The sequence below is a fragment of the Micromonospora sp. NPDC050495 genome (assembly GCF_040655175.1).
Taxonomy (GTDB): domain Bacteria; phylum Actinomycetota; class Actinomycetes; order Mycobacteriales; family Micromonosporaceae; genus Micromonospora.
In genome coordinates, this window is the sequence record NZ_JBFAJK010000031.1 from 1 (window position 1) to 20170 (window position 20170).

The following is a 20170-nucleotide window of genomic DNA, read 5'->3' on the forward strand; positions in this document are numbered from 1 at the left end:
AGTCCGGGGTATAAAACAATTGGCACTGGCTTTACAAGCACCCTGTTGAGTTCTCAAAGAACAACCACACACCATCGGGAAACCCCACACCGTGGAGCCCCCATCCGGGGCAAGCCATTCAACCGCACCCATCCGCTCTCGCGCCGGGCACTTTTACTACGTTACCCGGTGGTTTCCGCCGTGTCAAACCGGTGTTTCGCGGTTTGCCGTGCTTCCGCCCCTTTTCCGGGCACCCCGATTCATCCGACTTCCGTCGGGTGTTCCGGAGATTTCAGCAGGACGGCCGCCGCGGTTTTCCCGCTCACTCGTCCGTGTCCCTGCCGGTCGACCACCTTACCCGGTCGGTTCCGCCTCGCCAAATCCGCCCTGCGGCGAATCCGGGGCCCCGCCCGGCCGGGCCCCGATGGCGGTCAGCCATCCGCACCCGGCGGTCATTCGCTGCCACCCGGTCGGCTACGTGACCCGTGGTCACACCGCCCGGTCCAGGCTCACGCCGGTAGACGACCCGGTGGAAGCCGATGGCATTTCCCGCGCTCCGGCCTTTTCGGCTTTCGCCTGTTTCGTCCGTTCCGCGCTGGCAGAGAGAAAGTTACGCGCCCAGCGGATTGATCGTCAAATCCGCTGGGCGCGTCCCGCGTCACACCGTCGACCGATGACTATCCGCGCAGCTCGACGCCCGCGAAACTGCGCTTGCCGCGGCGCAGCACCAGGTAACGCCCGTGCAGCAGGTCCGCTTCCGACACGGTGGCGTCCACCGCCGCGATACGCGTGTTGTTGACGTACGCACCACCCTCGGCGATCACCCGACGGGCCTCCTTCATGCTCGGCACCAGCCCGGACTCCTTGAGCAGGCCGGCCACGTCCGGCAGCTCGGTGACGTGCACCAGGCCGGCCTCGGTCAGCGCCGCGCGCAGCGTCTCCGGGGTCAGCTCGTCGAGCGAGCCCCGGCCGAACAGCGCCTGGCTCGCGGCCACCGCCTGGGCCATCTCCCGCTCGCCGTGCACCAGGGCGGTCAGCTCCTCGGCGAGGGCCCGCTGGGCCAGCCGGGCCTGCGGGCGCTCCGCCGTCGCCTTCTCCAACTCCTCCAGCTCCTCGCGCGAGCGGAAGCTGAAGTAGCGCAGGTAGCGGGTGACGTCCCGGTCGTCGGCGTTGACCCAGAACTGGTAGAAGGCGTACGGGCTGGTCATCTCCGGGTCGAGCCAGACGGCGCCGCCCTCGGTCTTGCCGAACTTGGTGCCGTCGGCCTTGGTCACCAGCGGCGTCACGAACGCCTGCACCGGCCCGGCCCCCCGGCGGCGCACGTAGTCCACGCCGGCGGTGATGTTGCCCCATTGGTCGGAGCCACCGTACTGGAGCTGGCAGCCGTGCCGGCGGTGCAGCTCGAAGAAGTCGTTGGCCTGCAACAGCTGGTAGCTGAACTCGGTGAAGCTGATGCCGGTGTCCAGCCGGGCCTTGACCACCTCGCGGGCCAGCATCTTGTTCACCGGGAAGTGCTTGCCGACGTCCCGGAGGAACTCCACCACCGACATCGCGCCGGTCCAGTCCAGGTTGTTGACCAGCTGGGCGGCGTTCGCGCCGGTGTAGGAGACGAACGGGGAGAGCTGCTCCCGGATCCGCTGCACCCAGCCGGCGACCACCTCGGGCGGGTTGAGGGTGCGCTCGGCGCTCTCCTTCGGGTCTCCGATCTGGCCGGTCGCCCCGCCCACCAGCAGCAGCGGGCGGTGCCCGGCGAGCTGCAGCCGGCGGGCCGTGGTGACCTGCATGAGGTGGCCGACGTGCAGGCTCGGGGCGGTCGGATCGAAGCCCACATAGAAGGTGGCGCTCCCGCCGTCGAGCAGCTCACGCAGCTCGTCGAGGCCGGTCGAGTCCTGGATCAGGCCCCGCCACCGCAGGTCTTCGGTCAGGGAGTCCCGCCCGTGCGGGAGGTTGCTCTCGGTCACGGTCACCGATTCTCCCCCATGCCCGGCGCCGGACCGTAGCGGGTTTGCCCGACCGGGGCGGGACTAGGCTGGCGGTCCACCGGAGTGGAGGAGCAGCCGTGGTGGAGATGCCGGACGTGACCGGGGGCTTCGTGGCCCTGCTCGGGCTGAAGTTCGACGAGGTCAGCGGGGACCGGGTGGTGATCCGCTGGCAGGTACGGCCGGAGCTGCACCAGCCGTACGGGATCCAGCACGGCGGGGTCTACTGCGCGGTGGTGGAGACGGCGGCCAGCATCGGTGGCGCCCTGTGGCTGGGCGCCCAGGGCAAGGTGGTGGGGGTCTCCAACCAGACCGACTTCCTGCGCGCGGTCCGCGACGGGGAGCTGACCGCGGTGGGCACGCCGATCCACCGGGGTCGCAGCCAGCAGCTCTGGCTCGTGGAGATCACCGACGAGGGCGGCCGGCTCGTGTCACGCGGACAGGTACGGCTGCAGAACCTCACCGGCGCCTGACCGGGTACGCCGGCCTGCTCGATTCGCCCCAAAAGACCGCTCTGACGCGGTTATCGTCGCGGCGATGAGACCGCCCGCCGCCGGCCCGACGTGAGGAAGCTCTTCGCCGCCACGCTCGGTGTCCTCTCCGCCATCGGCGGCTTCGTGGACATCGGTGACCTGGTGGCGGCGAGCCAGGCCGGCGCGCGCTTCGGCCTGGCCCACGCCTGGGTGCTGCTGGTCGGGGTGCTGGGCATCTGCGCGTACGCGGAAATGGCCGGCCGGATCGCGGCGGTGAGCGGCCGGGCGGTCTTCGACCTGGTCCGGGAACGGCTCGGGCCGCGGGTGGCGCTGCTCAACCTGGTGGCGTCCTGGCTGGTCACGGTGATCACTCTGGCGGCCGAACTGGGTGGGGTGGCGCTCGCGCTGCAACTGGCCAGCGGGTGGAGCTACCTGCTCTGGGTGCCGCTGGCCGGGGTGGCGGTCTGGCTGGTGCTCTGGCGGATGCGCTTCGAGCTGATGGAGCGGGTGTTCGGGCTGGCCGGGCTGGCGCTGCTGGTCTTCGCGGTCGCGCTGTTCGCGCTGCCGACCGACTGGGCGCGGCTCGGGCACCAGGCGGTCCAGATCAGCTCCGCCGGGCAGGGCTGGTCGGTGTACTGGTTCGTGGCGGTGGCGCTCTTCGCCTCCACGGTCAGCCCGTACGAGGTGTTCTTCTTCTCCTCGGGCGGGGTGGAGGAGCGGTGGAGCGCGGCGGACCTGGCGCACGCCCGCTCCAACGTGCTCATCGGCTTCCCGGTCGGCGGGTTCCTGGCGCTGTCCCTGATCGCGGTCGCCGCGGTGGCGTACCACCCGTCGGGGTCGTCGCTGGACAGCCTGGACCAGGTGGCCCGGCCGGTGGTGACCGCGTTCGGCGGCGCCGGGCTGGCGGTGGCGGTGCTGGCGTTCTTCGCGGTGACCTTCGGCGCCGCGCTGGAGACCGGGCTGTCCGCGGCGTACGCGGCGGCGCAGTACTTCGGCTGGCAGTGGGGCAAGCGGGTCAGCCCGCGGGAGGCGGCCCGCTTCCACAGCGTGCTCCTGGTCAGCGTGCTGCTCGGGGTGATCCTGCTGATGACCACGGTCGACCCGGTCCGGCTCACCGAGTACATGCTGGTGCTCAGCGCGGTGGTGCTGCCGCTGACCTACCTGCCGATCCTGGTGGTGGCCAACGACCGTGGCTACCTGGGCGACCGGGTCAACGGGTGGTGGACCAACCTGCTCGGGGCGCTCTTCCTGCTGCTCATCGTCGCCGCGTCGGTGGCGGCGATCCCGTTGGCGATCATCACGAGGATGGGACAGTGAGGGTTCAGCTGGCCAAGCAACTGCTCGACCGGCAGATCGTGGACGTCGACGGCCGGCTGGTCGGCCGGGTCGACGACCTCGGCTTCGCGGTCGACGCCGAGGGCGTCCCGTACGTGGACTGCCTGCTCAGCGGCCACGCGGCGCTCGGGCGGCGGGTCGGCGGCCGGATCGGGCGGATCCTGGTCGCGGTGGCCGACCGGTTCACCGACCAGCCGCCGGCGCCGCCCCGGCGGATCCCGCTCGCGCTGATCGACCGGGTGGGCAGCTCGGTCCGGTTGCGCTGCCGGGTCGCCGACCTGCCACCCTCGCCAGTCGAGTCGTGGCTGCGGCAGCATCTCGTCGACCGGATCCCGGGGTCGGCCCGTGCGAGCGGGTGAGCTGCTCGGCCGGACCGCGTACGACCTGCGGGGCCGGCGGCTCGGTCGGGTGGTCGACGTGGTGGTCCGGGGCGGGTGGCCGCCACAGCGGCTGCGGATCACCGACGTGATCGTGGCCGGGCACTGGTGGACCCGGATCAGCGGGCGGCTCATCGGGCCGGAGCTGCACCCGTCCGGGCCGTGGCTGCTGCGCACGGTGGCCCGGGTGCTGGGCCGCAGCACCCGGCAGGTGCCGGCGGACACGGTGCAGCTCCGGCCGCCGGTGCCCGGCTTCCCGTTCGGCCCGCCGGCCGGGCGGGACAGCTGAGCCGTTCCCGGCCGGACCCGACGGCTGACCCAATCCCGGCCGGGCCCGACGGCTGAGCCGTTCCCGGCCGGGCGGGACGCACACCCGGCCGGGTGGGTCAGCCGCGGGCCTCGTCGAGGACCGGCGGCGCGCTCTCCCCGGCCTCGTCGGGGTATGGCTCGTCGGCGCCGCGGCGCACCCGCACCTCGGTGATCGCGTGGTGTTCCACCCCGCCGACGGCCAGTTCCCAGCCGTCGACGGTGACGCGCTCCCCCGCCACTGTCGGGATGTGCCCGAGGCAGCTGAGCACCAGCCCGGCGATGGTGGTGTAGTCGCCGGCCGGCCGGTTGGGCAGCTCGACGCCGAGTTCGGTGAGGTCGTGCACGGGGAAGGTGCCGGGCAGCACGAGGCTGCCGTCGTCCGCGGTGCGGACCGAGCCGAGATCCCGGTCGGTCTCGTCGTAGATCTCCCCGACGATCTCCTCGAGGATGTCCTCCAGCGTGACGATGCCGTCGACCGCGCCGCGCTCGTCCACCACCAGGGCGATGTGCTGGCGTTCCGCCTTGAACTGGCGCAGCGCGTCGACCACCGACAGCGAGTCGGGCAGCACCATCGGTGGGCGGGCGATCTCGTCGACCGGACGGTCGTCCGGGACGCCGACCAGGTCGCGCAGGTGGATCACGCCGACCGCGTCGTCCAGGCCGCCGTGCCGGACCACCGGCGCCCGGGAGTGGCCGGTGGCGCCGAGGACCAGGCGGGCGGCCTCCGCGGTCGTCCCGCTGTCGAGGGTGAAGACCTGCAGGCGGGGTACGAGCACCGCGCGCAACTGCCGGTCGGCGATCTCCACGGCGCCGGCGATGATGGTGCGCTGTTCCTTGGTGAAACCGTGGTTGCCGGCCACGATCTCGCGCAGTTCGTCCGGGCCGATCTCGTCCGGCTGGTGCGTCGGGTTGAGCCCGACCAGGCGGACCACCAGGTCGCTGGTGGCGCCGAGGGCCCAGACGGCCGGCCGGGTGAGGCTGGCCAGCAGGTCGAGCGGGCGGGCCACGAGCAGGGCCCACCGCTCGGCGGACTGCATGGCGATGCGTTTCGGAGCCAGCTCGCCGAAGACCAGGGTGACGAAGGTCAGCACGAGGGTGACCGCGACGACGGCGACGGTCTCGGCGGCGTCGCCGAACCTGCCGAGCAGCGGGACCAGGGGCTTGGCCAGGGAGACCGCTGCGGCGGCGGAGGCCAGGAAGCCGGCCAGGGTGATGCCGATCTGGATGGTGGCGAGGAAGCGGTTCGGGTCCTTGGCGAGCCGGGCCAGGGTACGGCCGGCCCGGCCGCTGCGTTCCAGCCGCTGGAGCTGGCTGTCGCGGAGCGAGACCAGGGCCATCTCGCTACCGGCGAAGGCCGCGTTCACGATCACCAGAAATCCGACCAGGGCCAGTTGGCTCCAGTAGCTCTGCACGCCCGGTTCTCTCCCTCGACGGACCCGGGCCGGCCGTCGTGGCCGCCCCGCCGCCACCCGGGGACCGGGCGGCGTCGGCCCCTCTGTGCCCCGTCGGCGGCGGGCCGAACCCTGCCCGGCGCCGGTCGAGGAGCGGCCGCTGCCCGGGCCGGTGCGGCGCGCGGGTCGCCGCCCCGGACCGGGCGGCGCGCGAGGGCGTCTCCCTACCGGGCGGCGCGCTGGGGGTGCCTACCGGGCGGGCAGGTCGAGGACGTAGGCGTCGCCCTCGGGGCGGAAGCCGAGCCGGTGGTAGTAGGGGGCGACCATCCCGGGCGGGCTGACCACCCGGCGGAAGCCGCGGTCGGTGAACAGCCGGCTGCGCCGGTAGACGAACTCGCCCGGGGTGAGGTCACGGAACGGCGGGGTGACGTAGTCCAGGTCGATCTGGGCGACCCCACTGCCCTCGGCGTGCGACACCACCACGCCGACCACCTCGTCGGCGCGGACCACCAGGAAGGCCGACCGGCCGGCGGCCGGCTCCCAGCGGAAGTCGGGGTTGAACCGGGCGATGTCGGCGGCGTGCACCCGCAGGGTGTGGGCCAGGAACGCGTCGTCGGTGCCCACCTCGACCACCTGGTAGGTCTGCTCGTCGTGCCGGGTGGCGAGCATCGTCCGCAGGTACCAGACGTTGATCACGGTGAGCACCACGTTCAGCCCGACCATGGGCCACACGTGCACGGCCGCGTTGTAGCCGATCAGGATGAGGCAGCCGAGCAGGTTCAGCGCGCGCAGCCGCAGGATGCGCGTCTGCAGCAGCGACCAGACCAGCAGCGCGGAGCCGGCCCAGCCGACGAGTTCCAGCCAGTTCACCCGGGGGAGACTAGTCGCCGCGCTGGTCAGCCGCCCCGGCGGGCAGCTCCAGCAGGTACTCCTCGATCTCGGCGTGGCGGGCCTCGGCGTACCCGGAGTCCTCGCCGACCACGACGAAGCCGCACTTGCGCAGCACGGCGAGGGAGGCGGCGTTGTCCTTCGCGGCCCGGGCGTACACCGGCCGCTGCGGCAGCTCGCGCAGCAGCGCGGCGAGCGCCGCGGTGGCGTGGCCGCGGCCCCACCGAGCCGAGTCGATCCAGTAGCTGACCTCGGTGCGCTCACCCACCGGGAAGGCGGCGACGCGCCCGACCACCTCGCCGTCGACCGTCACCGTCCGGTTGACGATGCGCTCGTCGGCGCGGATGCGGGCCCAGTGGTTGTCGAAGGCGGCCCGGTCGCCCGGGTCCTTCGCGACGAACGCGGCCATCCAGTTGGCCTGCGGGTCCTGCTCGTGGGCGAAGAACGCGGACAGGTCGTCGTCGTGGACCGGGCGGAGTCGCACCTCGTTGCTCATCGCCGGAGGGTACGTCGGCCCACCGACGCTTTCGGGACCTCTGGCCCGGCCGCCGTCCCGTCCGGCCCTGCCGCGGCGGCCCGGCGCATCGGTACGAAGGAATGGGACACCGAATCCCGCGAGGCGCCGACTGGAGGCCGGACCATGCCGAAGTATGTCTACGACTTCATCGAAGGTGACCGGAGCCGGGCCGACCTGCTGGGCGGCAAGGGCGCGAACCTGGCCGAGATGACCCGGCTGGGGCTGCCCGTCCCACCCGGCTTCACCATCAGCACCGACGCCTGCCGGGCGTTCCTGACCACCGGCTCCCCGCCGGACGGGCTCTTCCGCGAGGTGCACACCCACCTGCGCGAGGTCGAGGCCCGGCTGGACCGGCGGCTCGGCGACCCGCACGAGCCGCTGCTACTGGCGGTCCGCTCCGGCGGCCGGTACTCGATGCCGGGGATGATGGAGACGATCCTCGACATCGGGCTCAACGACAGCACCGTCGGCGGGCTCGCCGCCCACAGCGGCGACGAACGGTTCGCCTGGGACTCGTACCGGCGGTTGATCCAGATGTTCGGTCGCACCGTGCACGGCATCCCGGCCGAGGAGTTCGAGCACGAGCTGGAGGCGGTGCGGGCCACGGCCCGACCCGGCGGTCCGGACGCCGGGCAGCTGCGCGACCTGGTCGACACGTACAAGAAGATCTTCGCCCGGCACACCGGGCACGACTTCCCGCAGGCCCCGCACGAGCAGCTCTTCCTGGCCATCCGCGCGGTGTTCGAGTCGTGGCACGCCGAGCGCGCCCGGATCTACCGGCGTCAGGAGCACATCCCGGACGACCTGGGCACGGCGGTCAACGTGATGGCGATGGTCTTCGGCAACCTCGGCCCGGACTCGGGCACCGGGGTGGCGTTCACCCGCGACCCGGCCACCGGCGCCCCCGGGGTGTACGGCGACTACCTGACCGACGCGCAGGGCGAGGACGTGGTGGCCGGCATCCGGAACACCATCCCGCTGCCGGAGCTGGCCCGGATCGACCCGGTCAGCTTCCGCCGGCTGCGGGAGATCATGGCGACGCTGGAGCGGCACTACCGGGACCTGTGCGACATCGAGTTCACCATCGAGCGCGGCCGGCTGTGGATGTTGCAGACCCGGGTCGGCAAGCGGACCGCCGCGGCCGCGTTCGTGATCGCCGCGCAGTTGGTCGACGAGGGTGTGATCACGGCGGACGAGGCGCTGACCCGGGTCACCGGGGCGCAGCTCGCCCAGCTGATGTTCCCCGCGTTCGACCTCACCGGCGCGCCCGAGCCGCTCGCCGTCGGGGTGGGCGCCTCGCCCGGCGCCGCGGTCGGCCGGGTGGTGTTCGACTCGGCCGCCGCCGTGGCCGCCGGCGAGCCGGTGATCCTGGTCCGTCGGGAGACCAACCCGGACGACCTGCCCGGCATGATCGCCGCGGCCGGGGTGCTCACCTCGCGCGGCGGGAAGACCTCGCACGCCGCCGTGGTGGCCCGCGGCATGGGCCGGACCTGCGTGTGCGGGGCCGAGGCGCTACGGATCGACCCGCAGCGCGGCGAGCTGGCCGTCGGGGACCGGGTGGTGCACGCCGGCGACGTGATCTCCATCGACGGCACCAGCGGCCGGATCTGGCTCGGCGAGGTGCCGGTGCAGGCCTCCCCCGTCGCCCGCTACCTGGCCGGCGAGCTGAACCCGCAGGCCGACCCGCTGGTCGCCGCCGTGCACCGGCTGCTCGGGCACGCGGACGCGGTCCGCAAGCTGGGGGTACGGGCCAACGCGGACACCCCGGCCGACGCCCGCCGGGCCCGCGACCTCGGCGCCGCCGGCATCGGCCTGTGCCGCACCGAGCACATGTTCCTCGGCGCGCGCCGCGAGCTGGTGGAGCGGCTGATCCTGGCCGACGGGCCGGCCGAACGCGAGGCGGCCCTCGCGGCGCTGCTGCCGTTGCAGCGGACCGACTTCGTGGGCCTCCTCGCCGCCATGGACGGGCTGCCGGTGACCATCCGGCTGCTCGACCCACCGCTGCACGAGTTCCTGCCCCCGCTGGTCGAGCTGACCGACCGGGTGGCCCGCGCCGAGGCGCGCGGCGCCGACCCGGGCCGGGACGCGACGCTGCTGGCCGCGGTGCGCCGGATGCACGAGACCAACCCGATGCTGGGGCTGCGCGGGGTCCGGCTCGGCCTGGTCGTGCCGGGGCTGTTCGCCATGCAGGTGCGGGCGGTGGCCGAGGCGGCCGCCGAGCGGGTCCGGGCCGGCGGCGACCCCCGCCCGGAGATCATGGTGCCGCTCGTCGGGGACGTGCGGGAACTCGCCGCGGTCCGGGCCGAGGCGCAGTCGGTGCTGGCCGGTATCGACGGGGTGCCGGAGATCCCGATCGGCACCATGATCGAGGTGCCCCGGGCCGCGCTGACCGCCGGGGAGATCGCCGCCGAGGCGCGGTTCTTCTCCTTCGGCACCAACGACCTGACCCAGACCACCTGGGCGTTCTCCCGCGACGACGTGGAGGGCTCGTTCTTCGGGGCGTACCTGGAGCAGGGGATCTTCCCGGCGTCGCCGTTCGAGCGCATCGACACCGCCGGCGTCGGGCGGCTGATCCGGCTGGCCGTCGCCGAGGGCCGGGCGGCCCGACCCGACCTGACCGTCGGGGTGTGCGGGGAGCACGGCGGCGACCCCGACTCGGTGGCGTTCTTCGCCCAGGCGGGGCTGGACTACGTGTCCTGCTCGCCGTACCGGGTGCCGATCGCACGGCTGGCCGCCGGCCGGGCGGCCGTCGACGCCGACACCGGCACGTCCGACTCCCGATAGGAGGCAGCACGATGACCGCCATCTTCAACCCCACCGGGCTGGCCCAGGCGCCCCCGCTCCCCCGGCCCGCGCCGGTGCCCGCCCCGGCGCCCGCGGCGCCGGCCGCCGGGCCGGTCGGCCCGGTGCTGGAGCTGCCCGGCCCGTCCGGCACCGCGCTGGTGCCGGTGACCCAGGCCGGCCGGCCGGTCGGCGCGTTCGTGCTGTCCCGGGGGCGGGTCCGGTACCGGCCGGTGGTCGACCCGGACCAGCTCGTCGCGGCCGCCGCCGGGGCGTTCGCGGTCGCCGCCCTCACCACCGCCGTGGCGGTGCTGGCCCGCCGCCGGCCGCCGGCCATCGGCGCGGTGACCATGGGGCCGGGCGGCTGGGTCAGCCTGCGCGGCGCCCGGGTGCCGGCGCTGCGGCCGGACCGGCGGCCCTGGTGGGCCCGGCTGCTGCGGGCCCGCCGGTTGGTCGTCGACCGTTGACCGGCGGCGCCGTGGGCAGTCGCTCCCCGGTTCGTGGGGCGACTGTCCACTGTTGACGGGCCGGACCGACCGGGGCGGGACCTTCGTCCCGGGCCGGGGCGGTCCTGCGCCTCTGCCCGGCCGGGGCCGCCCGGACCAGGCTGGTGGTGTAGGCGAGAGAACCAGTTCCGGGAGGCCCCCGATGCGTGCCAGTGTCGTCACCGCGTTCGACCGTCCGATGCAGATCCTCGACCGGGCCGTGCCCGAGCCCGGTCCCGGGCAGATCCTGGTCCGGATCGAAGCCAGCGGGCTCTGCCACACCGACATCCACGCCGCCCGGGGCGACTGGCCGGTCAAGCCCGCCCCGCCGTTCGTGCCCGGACACGAGGGCGTCGGCGTGGTCGAACGGCGCGGCCCCGGCGTCACCGAACACGTGGTCGGCGACCGGGTCGCCCTGCCGTGGCTCGGCTCGGCCTGCGGCACCTGCCGGTACTGCGTCGGCGGGTGGGAGACGCTCTGCGAGGCCCAGCTCAACACCGGCTACAGCGTCGACGGCGCGCACGCCGAGTACGCCGTCGCCGCGGCCCGCTACGCGGTCCGGGTGCCCGACGGGATCAACCCGTTCGAGGCCGCCCCGCTGACCTGCGCGGGCGTCACCACGTACAAGGCGGTCAAGGTCGCCGGCGTGCGGCCGGGCGACCGGGTGGCGATCTTCGGCATCGGCGGCCTCGGCCACCTGGCCCTGCAGTACGCCCAGCTCTTCGGCGGCGAGACCGTCGCCGTCGACGTCACCGCCGACAAGCTGGCGCTGGCCACCGAACTGGGCGCCCGGCACACCGTCGACGCCGCCGGGCAGGACCCGGTCGCCGCGATCACCGCCCTCGGCGGGGTCGACGTGGCGATCGTGCTGGCCGCCAGCCCGCGGGTGATCGAGCAGGCCCACCGGTCGTTGCGCCGGGGCGGCCGGCTGGTGCTGGTCTCGCTGCCCCGGGAGAACGCCATCACCCTGCCGGTCTTCGAGACGGTGCTCAAGGGCATCACGGTGGTCGGCTCGATCGTCGGCACCCGGGCCGACCTGGCCGAGGTGTTCGCCCTGCACGCCGCGGGCCGGACCCGGGTGGTCTACGAGGTCCGCAAGCTCGACGAGATCAACGAGGCGGTCGAGGACATCCTGGCCGGTCGGGTCGCCGCGCGGCTCGTGCTGCAGCCCTGACCACCGGGCCGGGCCGCCACCACCGGACGGCCCGGCCCGGTCCCGTACCCACCTGCCCGACGCTGGAAGGACAAGACCATGACAGCCACCGAAGCGCTGCACCCGTGGCGTGGATTCCGGGACGGGCCCTGGCGCGAGACCATCGACGTGGCGGACTTCGTGCGCCGCAACCACGAGCCGTACCTCGGTGACGCCGACTTCCTCACCGGCCCCACCGACCGCACCCGGCAGGTCTGGGGCCGGTTGCAGGCGATGTTCCCGGAGGAGCGGCGTCGCGGGGTGTACGACGTCGACGCCGCCACCCCGTCGACCATCACCTCGCACGGCCCCGGCTACATCGACCGGGAGCGGGAACTGATCGTCGGCCTGCAGACCGACGCGCCGCTGCGCCGGGCGGTCATGCCGCAGGGCGGGCTGCGCATGGTGGAGACCGCGCTGCGGGCGTACGGCCGCGAGCCCGACCCGGACGTGCACCGGATCTTCACCCGGTACCGCCGGACCCACAACGACGCGGTGTTCGACGCCTACCCCGAGGACGTGCTGCGGGCCCGCCGGTCGCACGTGATCACCGGGCTGCCCGACGCGTACGGGCGGGGCCGGATCATCGGCGACTACCGCCGGGTGGCGCTGTACGGGGTGGACCGGCTGATCGCCGAGCGCCGCGCGCACAAGGCCGCCCTGGACGACCGGCCCTCCACCGACGAGGTGATCCGGGACCGGGAGGAGCTGGCCGAGCAGATCCGCGCGCTGGGCGAGCTGAAGGAGATGGCCGCCTCGTACGGGTTCGACCTCTCCCGCCCGGCCGGCACCGGCCAGCAGGCGATCCAGTGGCTCTACTTCGCCTACCTGGCGGCGACGAAGGAGCAGAACGGCGCGGCCATGTCGCTGGGCCGCACCGCCGGCTTCGTCGACGTCTACCTGCGCCGGGACCTGGCCGAGGGGCGGCTGGACGAGACCGCCGCGCAGGAGCTGGTGGACGACTTCGTGATCAAGCTGCGGATCATCCGCTTCCTCCGCACCCCCGAGTACGACCAGCTCTTCTCCGGCGACCCGACCTGGGTCACCGAGACGCTCGGCGGGATGGACGCCGACGGCCGGCCCCTGGTCACCCGGACCGCCTTCCGCTACCTGCAGACCCTGTACAACCTGGGGCCGGCGCCCGAGCCGAACCTGACCGTGCTCTGGTCGCCGCGGCTGCCCGACGGGTTCAAGCGGTTCTGCGCCCAGGTGTCGCTGGACACCAGTGCCATCCAGTACGAGAACGACGAGCTGATCCGCCCCGCGTACGACGACGACACCGCGATCGCCTGCTGCGTGTCGGCCATGCGGGTGGGCCGGGACATGCAGTTCTTCGGCGCCCGGGCGAACCTGGCCAAGGCGCTGCTGTACGCGATCAACGGGGGCCGGGACGAGCTGACCGGCGAGCAGGTCGCCCCGCCCGCCCCGCCGGTCGGCGGGGAGACCCTGGACTACGACGAGGTCGTCGCCGCGTACGACCGGACGCTGGACTGGCTGGCCGAGACGTACGTGGACGCGTTGAACGTGATCCACCACCAGCACGACCGGTACGCCTACGAGCGGCTGGAGATGGCGTTGCACGACCACCCGGTGCGCCGGTTCATGGCCACCGGCATCGCCGGCCTCTCGGTCGCCGTGGACAGCCTCTCGGCGATCCGGTACGGGCGGGTCAAGGTGCTGCGCGACGAGGCCGGGTTGGCCGTCGACTACGCGGTCGAGGGCGAGTTCCCGACCTACGGCAACAACGACGACCGGGCCGACGAGCTGGCGGTGCGGCTGGTGGAGACGTTCGCGGCGAAGCTGCGCCGGCAGCGCACCTACCGGGACGCCGAGCTGACCATGTCGGTGCTCACCATCACCTCCAACGTGGTCTACGGCCGGCACACCGGCAACACGCCGGACGGGCGGCGCGCCGGTGAGCCGTTCGCCCCGGGGGCGAACCCGATGAACGGCCGGGACACCCACGGCCTGGTCGCCGCGGCGCTGTCGGTGGCGAAGCTGCCGTACGACGCGGCCCGGGACGGCATCTCGCTGACCGGCACGGTCACCCCGGACGGCCTGGGCCACACCCGGCAGGAGCGGATCACCAACCTGGCCGGGGTGCTGGACGGCTACACCGACGCCGGCGGCTTCCACCTGAACGTCAACGTGCTCGACCGCGACACGCTGGTCGACGCGATGGCCCACCCGGAGCGCTACCCGCAGCTCACCGTCCGGGTCTCCGGGTACGCGGTGAACTTCGTCCGGCTCAGCCCGGAGCAGCAGCGGGACGTGATCTCGCGGACCTTCCACGGGTCGCTGTGACCGGCCGGCCCCCGCCCGCGCACCCCGCCGCCACCCCGGCGGCGGGGCCGCGCGGCGGCGCGCCGGTCGGGGCGGTGCACTCCTGGGACACCTCCATCGGGGTGGACGGGCCGGGCACCCGCTTCGTCGTCTTCCTGGCCGGCTGCCCGCTGCGCTGCCGGTACTGCCACAGCCCGGACACCTGGTACCGGCGCAGCGGGCGGACCCGGACGGTGGACGAGGTGCTGGCCGAGGTGGCCCGCTACCGGCGGTTCATCGAGGTGGCCGGCGGCGGCGTCACGGTCAGCGGCGGGGAGCCGCTGCTGCAACCCCGGTTCACCGGGGAGGTGCTGCGCCGCTGCCACGCCCTGGGACTGCACACCGCGCTGGACACCTCCGGCTTCCTCGGCGTCCGCGCCGACGACGCCCTGCTGGACGCCACCGACCTGGTGCTGCTGGACGTCAAGGCCGGGAACCCGGTGACGTACCGGCGGGTGACCGGCACCGGCCGGCTGGCGCCGACGCTGCGCTTCGCCCGCCGGCTGGCCGACCGGGGCACCCCGATGTGGATCCGGTACGTGCTGGTGCCGGGGCTGACCGACGACGCCGACGACGTGGACCGGGTGGCCGACGTGGCGGCCGGGCTGGCCACCGTGGCACGCGTCGAGGTGCTGCCGTTCCACCGGCTGGGCGCGCACAAGTACGCCGAGCTGGGCCTCGCCTTCCCGCTGGCGGACACCGCGCCGCCGACCCCGGAGCTGCTGGCCCGGGTGCGGGGCCAGTTCGCCGCCCGCGGCCTGACCGTCACCTGAGCGACCCGCTCGCCCGGCCCGGTGCGGTACTAGGATCGGGGGCATGTTCACCGCCGCCCGGCCGCGCCGCCGCCCGACCTCGCGGTTCCGGAGCCTGGTCGCGAGCGCGACCGGCACGAAGGCCACCGGGGCGAAGGCGACCGGGGCGCAGGCCATCGGTGCGAAGGCCACCGGTGCGCAGGCCATCGGCGCGCAGGCGACGGGCGCGGGAGCCGTCGGGGCCGCGGCCACCGGCGCGCTGGCCCTCGGGGCCGCCGCCCTGGGCGCCGCCGCGCTCGGCGCCGTGGCGGTGGGTGCGCTCGCCATCGGCCGGCTGGCCGTGCGCCGCGCGGTGATCCGCGAGCTGCGCATCGGCCGGCTGGAGGTGGCCGAACTGGTCGTCCGGCGCGGCCCCGACCCGGGCGACGAGTGACCCGGTCGCGGCTCAGCTCGCCGCGGAGGTCGGGTAGCCGTACAGGTCCAGCAGCCGGACCCGGGAGGCGTGCAGCCGGTCCACCACCACGCTCATGAAGCGGGTGGTGAGCTGCCGGCCGAGCGCGTCGTCCGACTCCATCAGCCGGCGTACCCCCGCCGCGGTGAACTCGACCGCGGTGCAGCGCTGCACGGCGACCGCGCCGAACTGCCAGCGGTAGGGCGGGAAGAGCCAGGACCAGCCGAGCACCCCGCCCGGGCCGATCGTCTCGATCCCCACGTCACCGCGGCCGGGCACCGGGAAGTCCAGCGCCACCTCGCCGCCGCGGACCAGCCAGAACCGTTCCGCGGGCTGGCCGGTGCGGAAGAGCCGCTGCCCGGGGTGCCAGGCCACCGGCCGGGCGTAGCCGGTCAGCCGGGGCAGCCACTCCTGCGGCAGCCCGGCGAGGAACGGGTGCGCCCGAAGCATCTCCAACGGGGTCATCACGCCTCCAGGATGGGAAGAGGGACCCGGCGTCGCGGCCGGGCCCCTCGGGTCGGTTCACTTCTTCGTGTCGTGCTCCACGGTGATCGGGATCTCCCGGGTGATCGGCTCGATCGTGCCGACCGTCGCGGTGATCTCGAGGATGCCGTCCGCGTAGCGGGCCGTGATCGTCTCCTCCTTCACCTCGGACGGCAGCGGGATCAGGCGGGAGAACGAGCCGTAGTGGAACTCGGAGTGGACCTTGTCGGTGTGGCCCTCCCGACGGACCACGTCCAGCCGCAGGTTCTCGCCGGTACGGGTGATCCGCACATCCTTCGCCGGATCGATGCCCGGGAGTTCGGCGCGGACGACGTAGCGGTCGCCGTCGAGGTAGTCCTCGACCCGAATGGTCGGCGCCAGCATCGGCAGCCAGGACAGGTTCGTCCAGTCGAACGGCGCCAACGCGCCGCCCCGGAACTTGGTGACAGTGGACATTGTCGACCTCCTTGTCGATCGTCCTGCCTCCATCCCACCTCGGAAGAACCCGGGCGGGCAGGGCCGATGGTCCCGGTCCCCGGGGCGGACCGGCCCTGCCGGCGCACGGCCGGCGGGCGCAGGCTGAAGGTGGACGAAGGAGGACGTGATGACCAACAGATCCGGCGCCCCCGTCGTGGTGGGCGTGGACGGTTCCCCCTCGGCGCTGCACGCGGTACGGGTGGCCGCGCGGGAGGCGGCGGCCCGACACCGGCCGCTGCGGGTGGTGCACGCGTTCCTGTGGCCGATGCTCGGCACCCCGCTCGGCCCGGTCGCGGCCGCGCTGCCCGACCCCGAACTGCGCGAGGAGGCCGGCAAGCTGGTCCAGGAGGCCGTCGACGAGGCCCGCAAGGTCGACGCCGAGCTGGTGGTCTCCGGTGCCGTGGTGGACGGCGGCCCGATCCCGGTGCTGCTGCGGGCGGGCCGGGACGCGGCGCTGCTCGTGCTGGGCCACCGCGGCCTGGGCGGCTTCGCCGAGCTGCTGGTCGGCTCGGCGGCGGTGCAACTCGCCGCGCGGGCCGACTGCCCGGTGCTGGTGGTGCGGGACGAACCGCGTGCCGACGGACCGGTCGTGGTCGGCGTGGACGGCTCGGCGCTGTCGCGCGAGGCGATCGGTTTCGCCTTCGCCGAGGCGGCGCAGCGCGGCACCGACCTGGTCGCCGTGCACGCCTGGCTGTACCCGGCGTCCCCGGCGTTCCGGGAGGCGTACGGCGACATCATGCCGCTGGTGTACGACCCGCAGGAGTTGCGCGCCGAGGAGGAGCGGGTGCTCGCCGAGGCGATGGCCGGCTGGGCCGAGCGCTACCCGCAGGTCCGGGTCCGGCAGAAGCTGGTGGCCGCCAACGCGGCCCGGGCCCTGGTGGAGGAGTCCACCGAGGCGCAGCTGACCGTGGTCGGCGCGCACGGCCGGGGCAGCCTGGGCGGGCTGCTGCTCGGCTCGATCAGCCACGCGGTGCTGCACCACGCACGCAGCCCGCTGGCCATCGTGCGGCACCGGCCGGGATCCGACGCCGACTGATTCCCCCGCCACCGCCCCGCCGGCCGGCTGCTGCCGGCCGGCGGACCCGGCGTGCCGCGCGCCGGTCCCCCGCCGGACGGGCGCCACGCCGACCCGGCGCACCGGACGGGTTCTACGCCGACCCGGCGTTCCGGACGGGCGCCACGCCGGCCCGGCGTTCCGGGTAAACCCGGGTGCGACGCGGACGGCAGGACGAGAATGACCTGAGCCGACGGGAGGGGATGTACCGATGGACCGGCCTGTCGTGGTGGGTGTCGACGGTTCGCCGACCAGCCTGACCGCCGCCGAGTACGCGGCGGACGTCGCCGTGGCCCGGTCCCGCCCGCTGCTGGTGGTGCACGGCTACCTGCACCCGTTGGGCTACGGCGTGCCGCTGAACCCGTACGACCTCGGGGTGCCGGCGCCCACCGAGGAGTCGCGGCAGATGCTCGACCGGGTGGCCGCCGAGCTGGCCGAGGCCCGTCCCGGCCTGCGGGTGGCGGTCCGCCAGGTGGCCGGCGGGCCGGGCGCCACCCTGGTCGAGGAGTCCCGCCGGGCCGATCTGGTCGTGGTGGGCAGCCGGGGCATCGGCGGCTTCACCGGGCTGCTGCTCGGCGCGGTCAGCGGGCAGGTGACCCAGCACGGGCACTGCCCGGTGCTGGTGGTTCGCCCCGCCGAGCAACCGCTTCCCTGGCGGGGACCGGTGCTGGTCGGGGTGGACGGCTCGGCGTCGGCCGCGTTCGCCGTCCAGCTCGCCGCCGAGGAGGCGGGCCGCCGGGACACCGACCTGGTGCTGGTGCACGTCCGGCCGGCGGACCGGGGCCGCGCCGGCCGGGCCGAGCCGGGCGGGGCGGACGCCGGGTCGGGCGAGGCCGGTGAGCTGCTGGCCGAGGCGGCGGCCCGGGTGCGGTCGGACCATCCGGCGCTGCGGGTGGTCGAGCGGGCGCTCGAGGCGGACTCCCCCGAGCAGGCGTTGATCAACGCCAGCGGCGAGGCCGCCCTGGTGGTGGTCGGGTCGCGCGGGCGGGGCGGCTTCGCCGGGCTGCTGCTCGGCTCGGTCAGCCAGGCCGTGGTGCAGCACGCGCGCTGCCCGGTGCTGGTCGCCCACCCGCACGAGCCGGCGCCGTGACCGGTGCCGGCCGGCCGCGGCTCAGGACGGGTCGCGGCCGGCGAGCAGTTCCTCGAAGCTGGTGGTGAGCGCGAACGGGTCGGCCGGTCCGGTCGCGGCGGGCCGCCGGTCCACCTGCTCGGCCAGCTCGGCACCGGCCCGGCGGATCCGGGCCCGCAGCGCGCTCTCGTCGCCCTCACCGGACCAGTCCTCCGGGGCGGCGAAGACCGCCGTGGGCACGACCGCGGCCCGCAGGTAGCCGAACATCGGCCGGACCGCGTGCTCCAGGGCGAGCGAGTGCCGGGCGGTGCCGCCGGTGGCGCCGATCAGCACCGGCCGGTCCGCCAGGGCCTCCCGGTCGAGCACGTCGAAGAACGACTTGAACAGCCCGTTGTACGAGGCGTTGAAGATCGGGGTGACCGCGATCAGCCCGTCCGCGCCGGCCACGGTCGCCAGCACCTCGCGCAGCGCGGCCGACGGGAAGCCGGTGAGCAGGTGGTTCACCACGTCGTGGGCGTGCTCGCGCAGCTCCACCGTGCGGACCTCCACCTCGGCGCCGCGCCGGACCAGCTCGTCGCGGGCGGCCGCGGCGAGCTGGTCGGCGAGCAGCCGGGTGGACGAGGGCTGGCCGAGGCCGGCCGAGATCACCACGAGGGTGCGCCGGGTCATCGGGCCTCCTCGGGGGCCTTGCCGGTCACGTCGTCGACGGCGTGGACGGTGGCGTCGGTGCCGCCGCCGGCCGCGGCCAGCAGCGAGGCGTGCGTGGGCGCCTCCGGCACGTGTGCCGGGCGCAGCGTGTCGAACTCCTTGCGGAGCACCGGGATGACCTCCTCGCCGAGCAGGTCGAGCTGCTCCAGCACGGTCTTCAGCGGCAGCCCGGCGTGGTCGACCAGGAAGAGCTGGCGCTGGTAGTCGCCGACGTACTCGCGGAAGCTCAGCGTCCGGTCGATGACCTGCTGCGGGCTGCCCACGGTCAGCGGCGTCTCCCGGGTGAACTCCTCCAGCGACGGGCCGTGCCCGTAGACCGGGGCGTTGTCGAAGTACGGCCGGAACTCGCGTACCGCGTCCTGCGAGTTGCGCCGCAGGAAGACCTGCCCGCCGAGGCCGACGATCGCCTGGTCGGCGGAGCCGTGGCCGTAGTGCTCGAAGCGCTGCCGGTAGAGGCCCACCATCCGCTGGGTGTGCTCCTTGGGCCAGAAGATGTGGTTGGCGAAGAAGCCGTCCCCGTAGTACGCGGCCTGCTCGGCGATCTCGGGGCTGCGGATCGAGCCGTGCCAGACGAACGGCGGCACGCCGTCGAGCGGGCGCGGCGTCGAGGTGAACGCCTGCAGCGGGGTGCGGAACCGCCCCTTCCAGTCGACCACGTCCTCGCGCCAGAGCCGGCGCAGCAGGTCGTAGTTCTCGATCGCCAGCGGGATGCCGTTGCGGATGTCCTGGCCGAACCACGGGTAGACCGGCCCGGTGTTGCCGCGCCCCATCATCAGGTCAACCCGGCCGTCGGCCAGGTGCTGGAGCATCGCGTAGTCCTCGGCGATCTTCACCGGGTCGTTGGTGGTGATCAGCGTGGTCGCGGTGGAGAGCAGCAGCCGCTCGGTGCGGGCCGCGATGTAGCCGAGCATGGTGGTCGGCGACGAGGGCACGAACGGCGGGTTGTGGTGCTCACCGGTGGCGAAGACGTCGAGCCCGACCTCCTCGGCCTTGAGCGCGATGGCCACCATGGCCTTGATGCGCTCACGCTCGGACGGCATCCGCCCGTTGGTCGGGTCGACCGTGACGTCGCCGACGGTGAAGACTCCGAACTGCATGACCGCTCCTCGCGTGCCGTCCGGGTCGGTCGACCCGGAGTCGTACCGCAC

The 20170-nt window shown here is 74.1% G+C and carries 20 protein-coding genes; 12 read left to right on the plus strand and 8 right to left on the minus strand.

The window, feature by feature from the left end; genetic code table 11:
* Positions 1-656: 656 nt before the first annotated feature.
* Positions 657-1946, minus strand: coding sequence for a tyrosine--tRNA ligase (tyrS, locus tag AB0I11_RS24600; protein WP_357324919.1), 1290 nt, complete (start codon positions 1944-1946; stop codon positions 657-659).
* Between the two features lie 95 nt (positions 1947-2041).
* Here tyrS and AB0I11_RS24605 point away from each other — a divergent pair, with 95 nt between their 5' ends.
* The 4 genes from AB0I11_RS24605 to AB0I11_RS24620 all read left to right on the plus strand — a co-directional run bounded on the left by AB0I11_RS24605 (position 2042) and on the right by AB0I11_RS24620 (position 4432).
* A complete protein-coding gene (locus AB0I11_RS24605; protein ID WP_357325140.1) occupies positions 2042-2431 on the plus strand; it encodes a PaaI family thioesterase in 390 nt (129 codons plus the stop codon).
* A 90-nt stretch (positions 2432-2521) separates the two neighbouring features.
* Positions 2522-3748 (plus strand): divalent metal cation transporter, encoded by a 1227-nt coding sequence (locus AB0I11_RS24610; RefSeq protein WP_357324922.1) that lies wholly within the window; start codon positions 2522-2524, stop codon positions 3746-3748.
* On the plus strand, positions 3745-4125 hold the full coding sequence (locus tag AB0I11_RS24615) for a hypothetical protein (RefSeq protein ID WP_357324925.1): 381 nt from the start codon (positions 3745-3747) through the stop codon (positions 4123-4125). The genes AB0I11_RS24610 and AB0I11_RS24615 overlap by 4 nt, the downstream gene beginning before the upstream one ends.
* Positions 4112-4432 carry a PRC-barrel domain containing protein gene (locus AB0I11_RS24620; protein ID WP_357324928.1) on the plus strand — a complete coding sequence of 107 codons (321 nt, stop codon included), beginning with the start codon at positions 4112-4114 and terminating at the stop codon, positions 4430-4432. The genes AB0I11_RS24615 and AB0I11_RS24620 overlap by 14 nt, the downstream gene beginning before the upstream one ends.
* Positions 4433-4529: 97 nt before the next feature.
* On the opposite strand, the gene AB0I11_RS24625 is transcribed toward AB0I11_RS24620, so the two are convergent.
* The 3 genes from AB0I11_RS24625 to AB0I11_RS24635 all read right to left on the minus strand — a co-directional run bounded on the left by AB0I11_RS24625 (position 4530) and on the right by AB0I11_RS24635 (position 7227).
* Positions 4530-5864, minus strand: coding sequence for a hemolysin family protein (locus AB0I11_RS24625; RefSeq protein WP_357324931.1), 1335 nt, complete (start codon positions 5862-5864; stop codon positions 4530-4532).
* 228 nt (positions 5865-6092) lie between these two features.
* The gene (locus AB0I11_RS24630; RefSeq protein ID WP_357324934.1) at positions 6093-6713 is read right to left on the minus strand and encodes a hypothetical protein; all 621 of its coding nucleotides are present in this window, start codon (positions 6711-6713) and stop codon (positions 6093-6095) included.
* A 10-nt stretch (positions 6714-6723) separates the two neighbouring features.
* Positions 6724-7227 carry a GNAT family N-acetyltransferase gene (locus tag AB0I11_RS24635; RefSeq protein ID WP_357324937.1) on the minus strand — a complete coding sequence of 168 codons (504 nt, stop codon included), beginning with the start codon at positions 7225-7227 and terminating at the stop codon, positions 6724-6726.
* 144 nt (positions 7228-7371) lie between these two features.
* Between AB0I11_RS24635 and ppdK the strand changes: the two genes are divergently transcribed.
* From ppdK to AB0I11_RS24665, 6 genes are all read left to right on the plus strand, one after another.
* On the plus strand, positions 7372-10032 hold the full coding sequence (gene ppdK, locus AB0I11_RS24640; RefSeq protein ID WP_357324941.1) for a pyruvate, phosphate dikinase: 2661 nt from the start codon (positions 7372-7374) through the stop codon (positions 10030-10032).
* Between the two features lie 11 nt (positions 10033-10043).
* On the plus strand, positions 10044-10496 hold the full coding sequence (locus tag AB0I11_RS24645; protein ID WP_357324945.1) for a hypothetical protein: 453 nt from the start codon (positions 10044-10046) through the stop codon (positions 10494-10496).
* A 181-nt stretch (positions 10497-10677) separates the two neighbouring features.
* Entirely contained in the window at positions 10678-11688 is a 1011-nt protein-coding gene (locus tag AB0I11_RS24650) for a zinc-dependent alcohol dehydrogenase (RefSeq protein WP_357324948.1), read from the plus strand.
* Between the two features lie 78 nt (positions 11689-11766).
* Positions 11767-14010 carry a formate C-acetyltransferase gene (gene pflB, locus AB0I11_RS24655; RefSeq protein WP_357324952.1) on the plus strand — a complete coding sequence of 748 codons (2244 nt, stop codon included), beginning with the start codon at positions 11767-11769 and terminating at the stop codon, positions 14008-14010.
* On the plus strand, positions 14007-14801 hold the full coding sequence (gene pflA, locus AB0I11_RS24660; protein WP_357324955.1) for a pyruvate formate-lyase-activating protein: 795 nt from the start codon (positions 14007-14009) through the stop codon (positions 14799-14801). Before pflB ends, pflA begins: the two co-directional genes overlap by 4 nt.
* Before the next feature lie 43 nt (positions 14802-14844).
* On the plus strand, positions 14845-15213 hold the full coding sequence (locus tag AB0I11_RS24665) for a hypothetical protein (RefSeq protein WP_357324958.1): 369 nt from the start codon (positions 14845-14847) through the stop codon (positions 15211-15213).
* A 12-nt stretch (positions 15214-15225) separates the two neighbouring features.
* On the opposite strand, the gene AB0I11_RS24670 is transcribed toward AB0I11_RS24665, so the two are convergent.
* Entirely contained in the window at positions 15226-15696 is a 471-nt protein-coding gene (locus AB0I11_RS24670; protein ID WP_046564846.1) for a Crp/Fnr family transcriptional regulator, read from the minus strand.
* 57 nt (positions 15697-15753) lie between these two features.
* Complete coding sequence (locus tag AB0I11_RS24675; protein ID WP_357324961.1) at positions 15754-16170, minus strand: Hsp20/alpha crystallin family protein; 417 nt, start codon at positions 16168-16170, stop codon at positions 15754-15756.
* A 148-nt stretch (positions 16171-16318) separates the two neighbouring features.
* On the opposite strand from AB0I11_RS24675, the gene AB0I11_RS24680 reads away from it, so the two are divergent.
* Together AB0I11_RS24680 and AB0I11_RS24685 are read left to right on the plus strand one after the other, a co-directional pair.
* Complete coding sequence (locus tag AB0I11_RS24680; protein ID WP_357324964.1) at positions 16319-17227, plus strand: universal stress protein; 909 nt, start codon at positions 16319-16321, stop codon at positions 17225-17227.
* 229 nt (positions 17228-17456) lie between these two features.
* The gene (locus tag AB0I11_RS24685; protein WP_357324967.1) at positions 17457-18335 is read left to right on the plus strand and encodes a universal stress protein; all 879 of its coding nucleotides are present in this window, start codon (positions 17457-17459) and stop codon (positions 18333-18335) included.
* Positions 18336-18356: 21 nt separating this feature from the next.
* Here the strand turns inward: AB0I11_RS24685 and AB0I11_RS24690 are convergent, their stop codons facing one another.
* Positions 18357-18983 carry an FMN reductase gene (locus AB0I11_RS24690; RefSeq protein WP_357324971.1) on the minus strand — a complete coding sequence of 209 codons (627 nt, stop codon included), beginning with the start codon at positions 18981-18983 and terminating at the stop codon, positions 18357-18359.
* Positions 18980-20119, minus strand: a complete 1140-nt coding sequence (locus tag AB0I11_RS24695; protein ID WP_046564845.1) for an LLM class flavin-dependent oxidoreductase — start codon at positions 20117-20119, stop codon at positions 18980-18982. The genes AB0I11_RS24690 and AB0I11_RS24695 overlap by 4 nt, the downstream gene beginning before the upstream one ends.
* Positions 20120-20170: the final 51 nt, after the last annotated feature.

Bases quoted from the DNA above. Each gene is read 5' to 3' on its own strand.
- AB0I11_RS24635 (WP_357324937.1), bottom strand. From the start codon at position 7,227: ATGAGCAACGAGGTGCGACTCCGCCCGGTCCACGACGACGACCTGTCC.
- ppdK (WP_357324941.1), top strand. From the start codon at position 7,372: ATGCCGAAGTATGTCTACGACTTCATCGAAGGTGACCGGAGCCGGGCC.
- AB0I11_RS24645 (WP_357324945.1), top strand. From the start codon at position 10,044: ATGACCGCCATCTTCAACCCCACCGGGCTGGCCCAGGCGCCCCCGCTC.
- AB0I11_RS24650 (WP_357324948.1), top strand. From the start codon at position 10,678: ATGCGTGCCAGTGTCGTCACCGCGTTCGACCGTCCGATGCAGATCCTC.
- pflB (WP_357324952.1), top strand. From the start codon at position 11,767: ATGACAGCCACCGAAGCGCTGCACCCGTGGCGTGGATTCCGGGACGGG.
- AB0I11_RS24665 (WP_357324958.1), top strand. From the start codon at position 14,845: ATGTTCACCGCCGCCCGGCCGCGCCGCCGCCCGACCTCGCGGTTCCGG.
- AB0I11_RS24670 (WP_046564846.1), bottom strand. From the start codon at position 15,696: ATGACCCCGTTGGAGATGCTTCGGGCGCACCCGTTCCTCGCCGGGCTG.
- AB0I11_RS24675 (WP_357324961.1), bottom strand. From the start codon at position 16,170: ATGTCCACTGTCACCAAGTTCCGGGGCGGCGCGTTGGCGCCGTTCGAC.
- AB0I11_RS24680 (WP_357324964.1), top strand. From the start codon at position 16,319: ATGACCAACAGATCCGGCGCCCCCGTCGTGGTGGGCGTGGACGGTTCC.
- AB0I11_RS24685 (WP_357324967.1), top strand. From the start codon at position 17,457: ATGGACCGGCCTGTCGTGGTGGGTGTCGACGGTTCGCCGACCAGCCTG.
- AB0I11_RS24690 (WP_357324971.1), bottom strand. From the start codon at position 18,983: ATGACCCGGCGCACCCTCGTGGTGATCTCGGCCGGCCTCGGCCAGCCC.
- AB0I11_RS24695 (WP_046564845.1), bottom strand. From the start codon at position 20,119: ATGCAGTTCGGAGTCTTCACCGTCGGCGACGTCACGGTCGACCCGACC.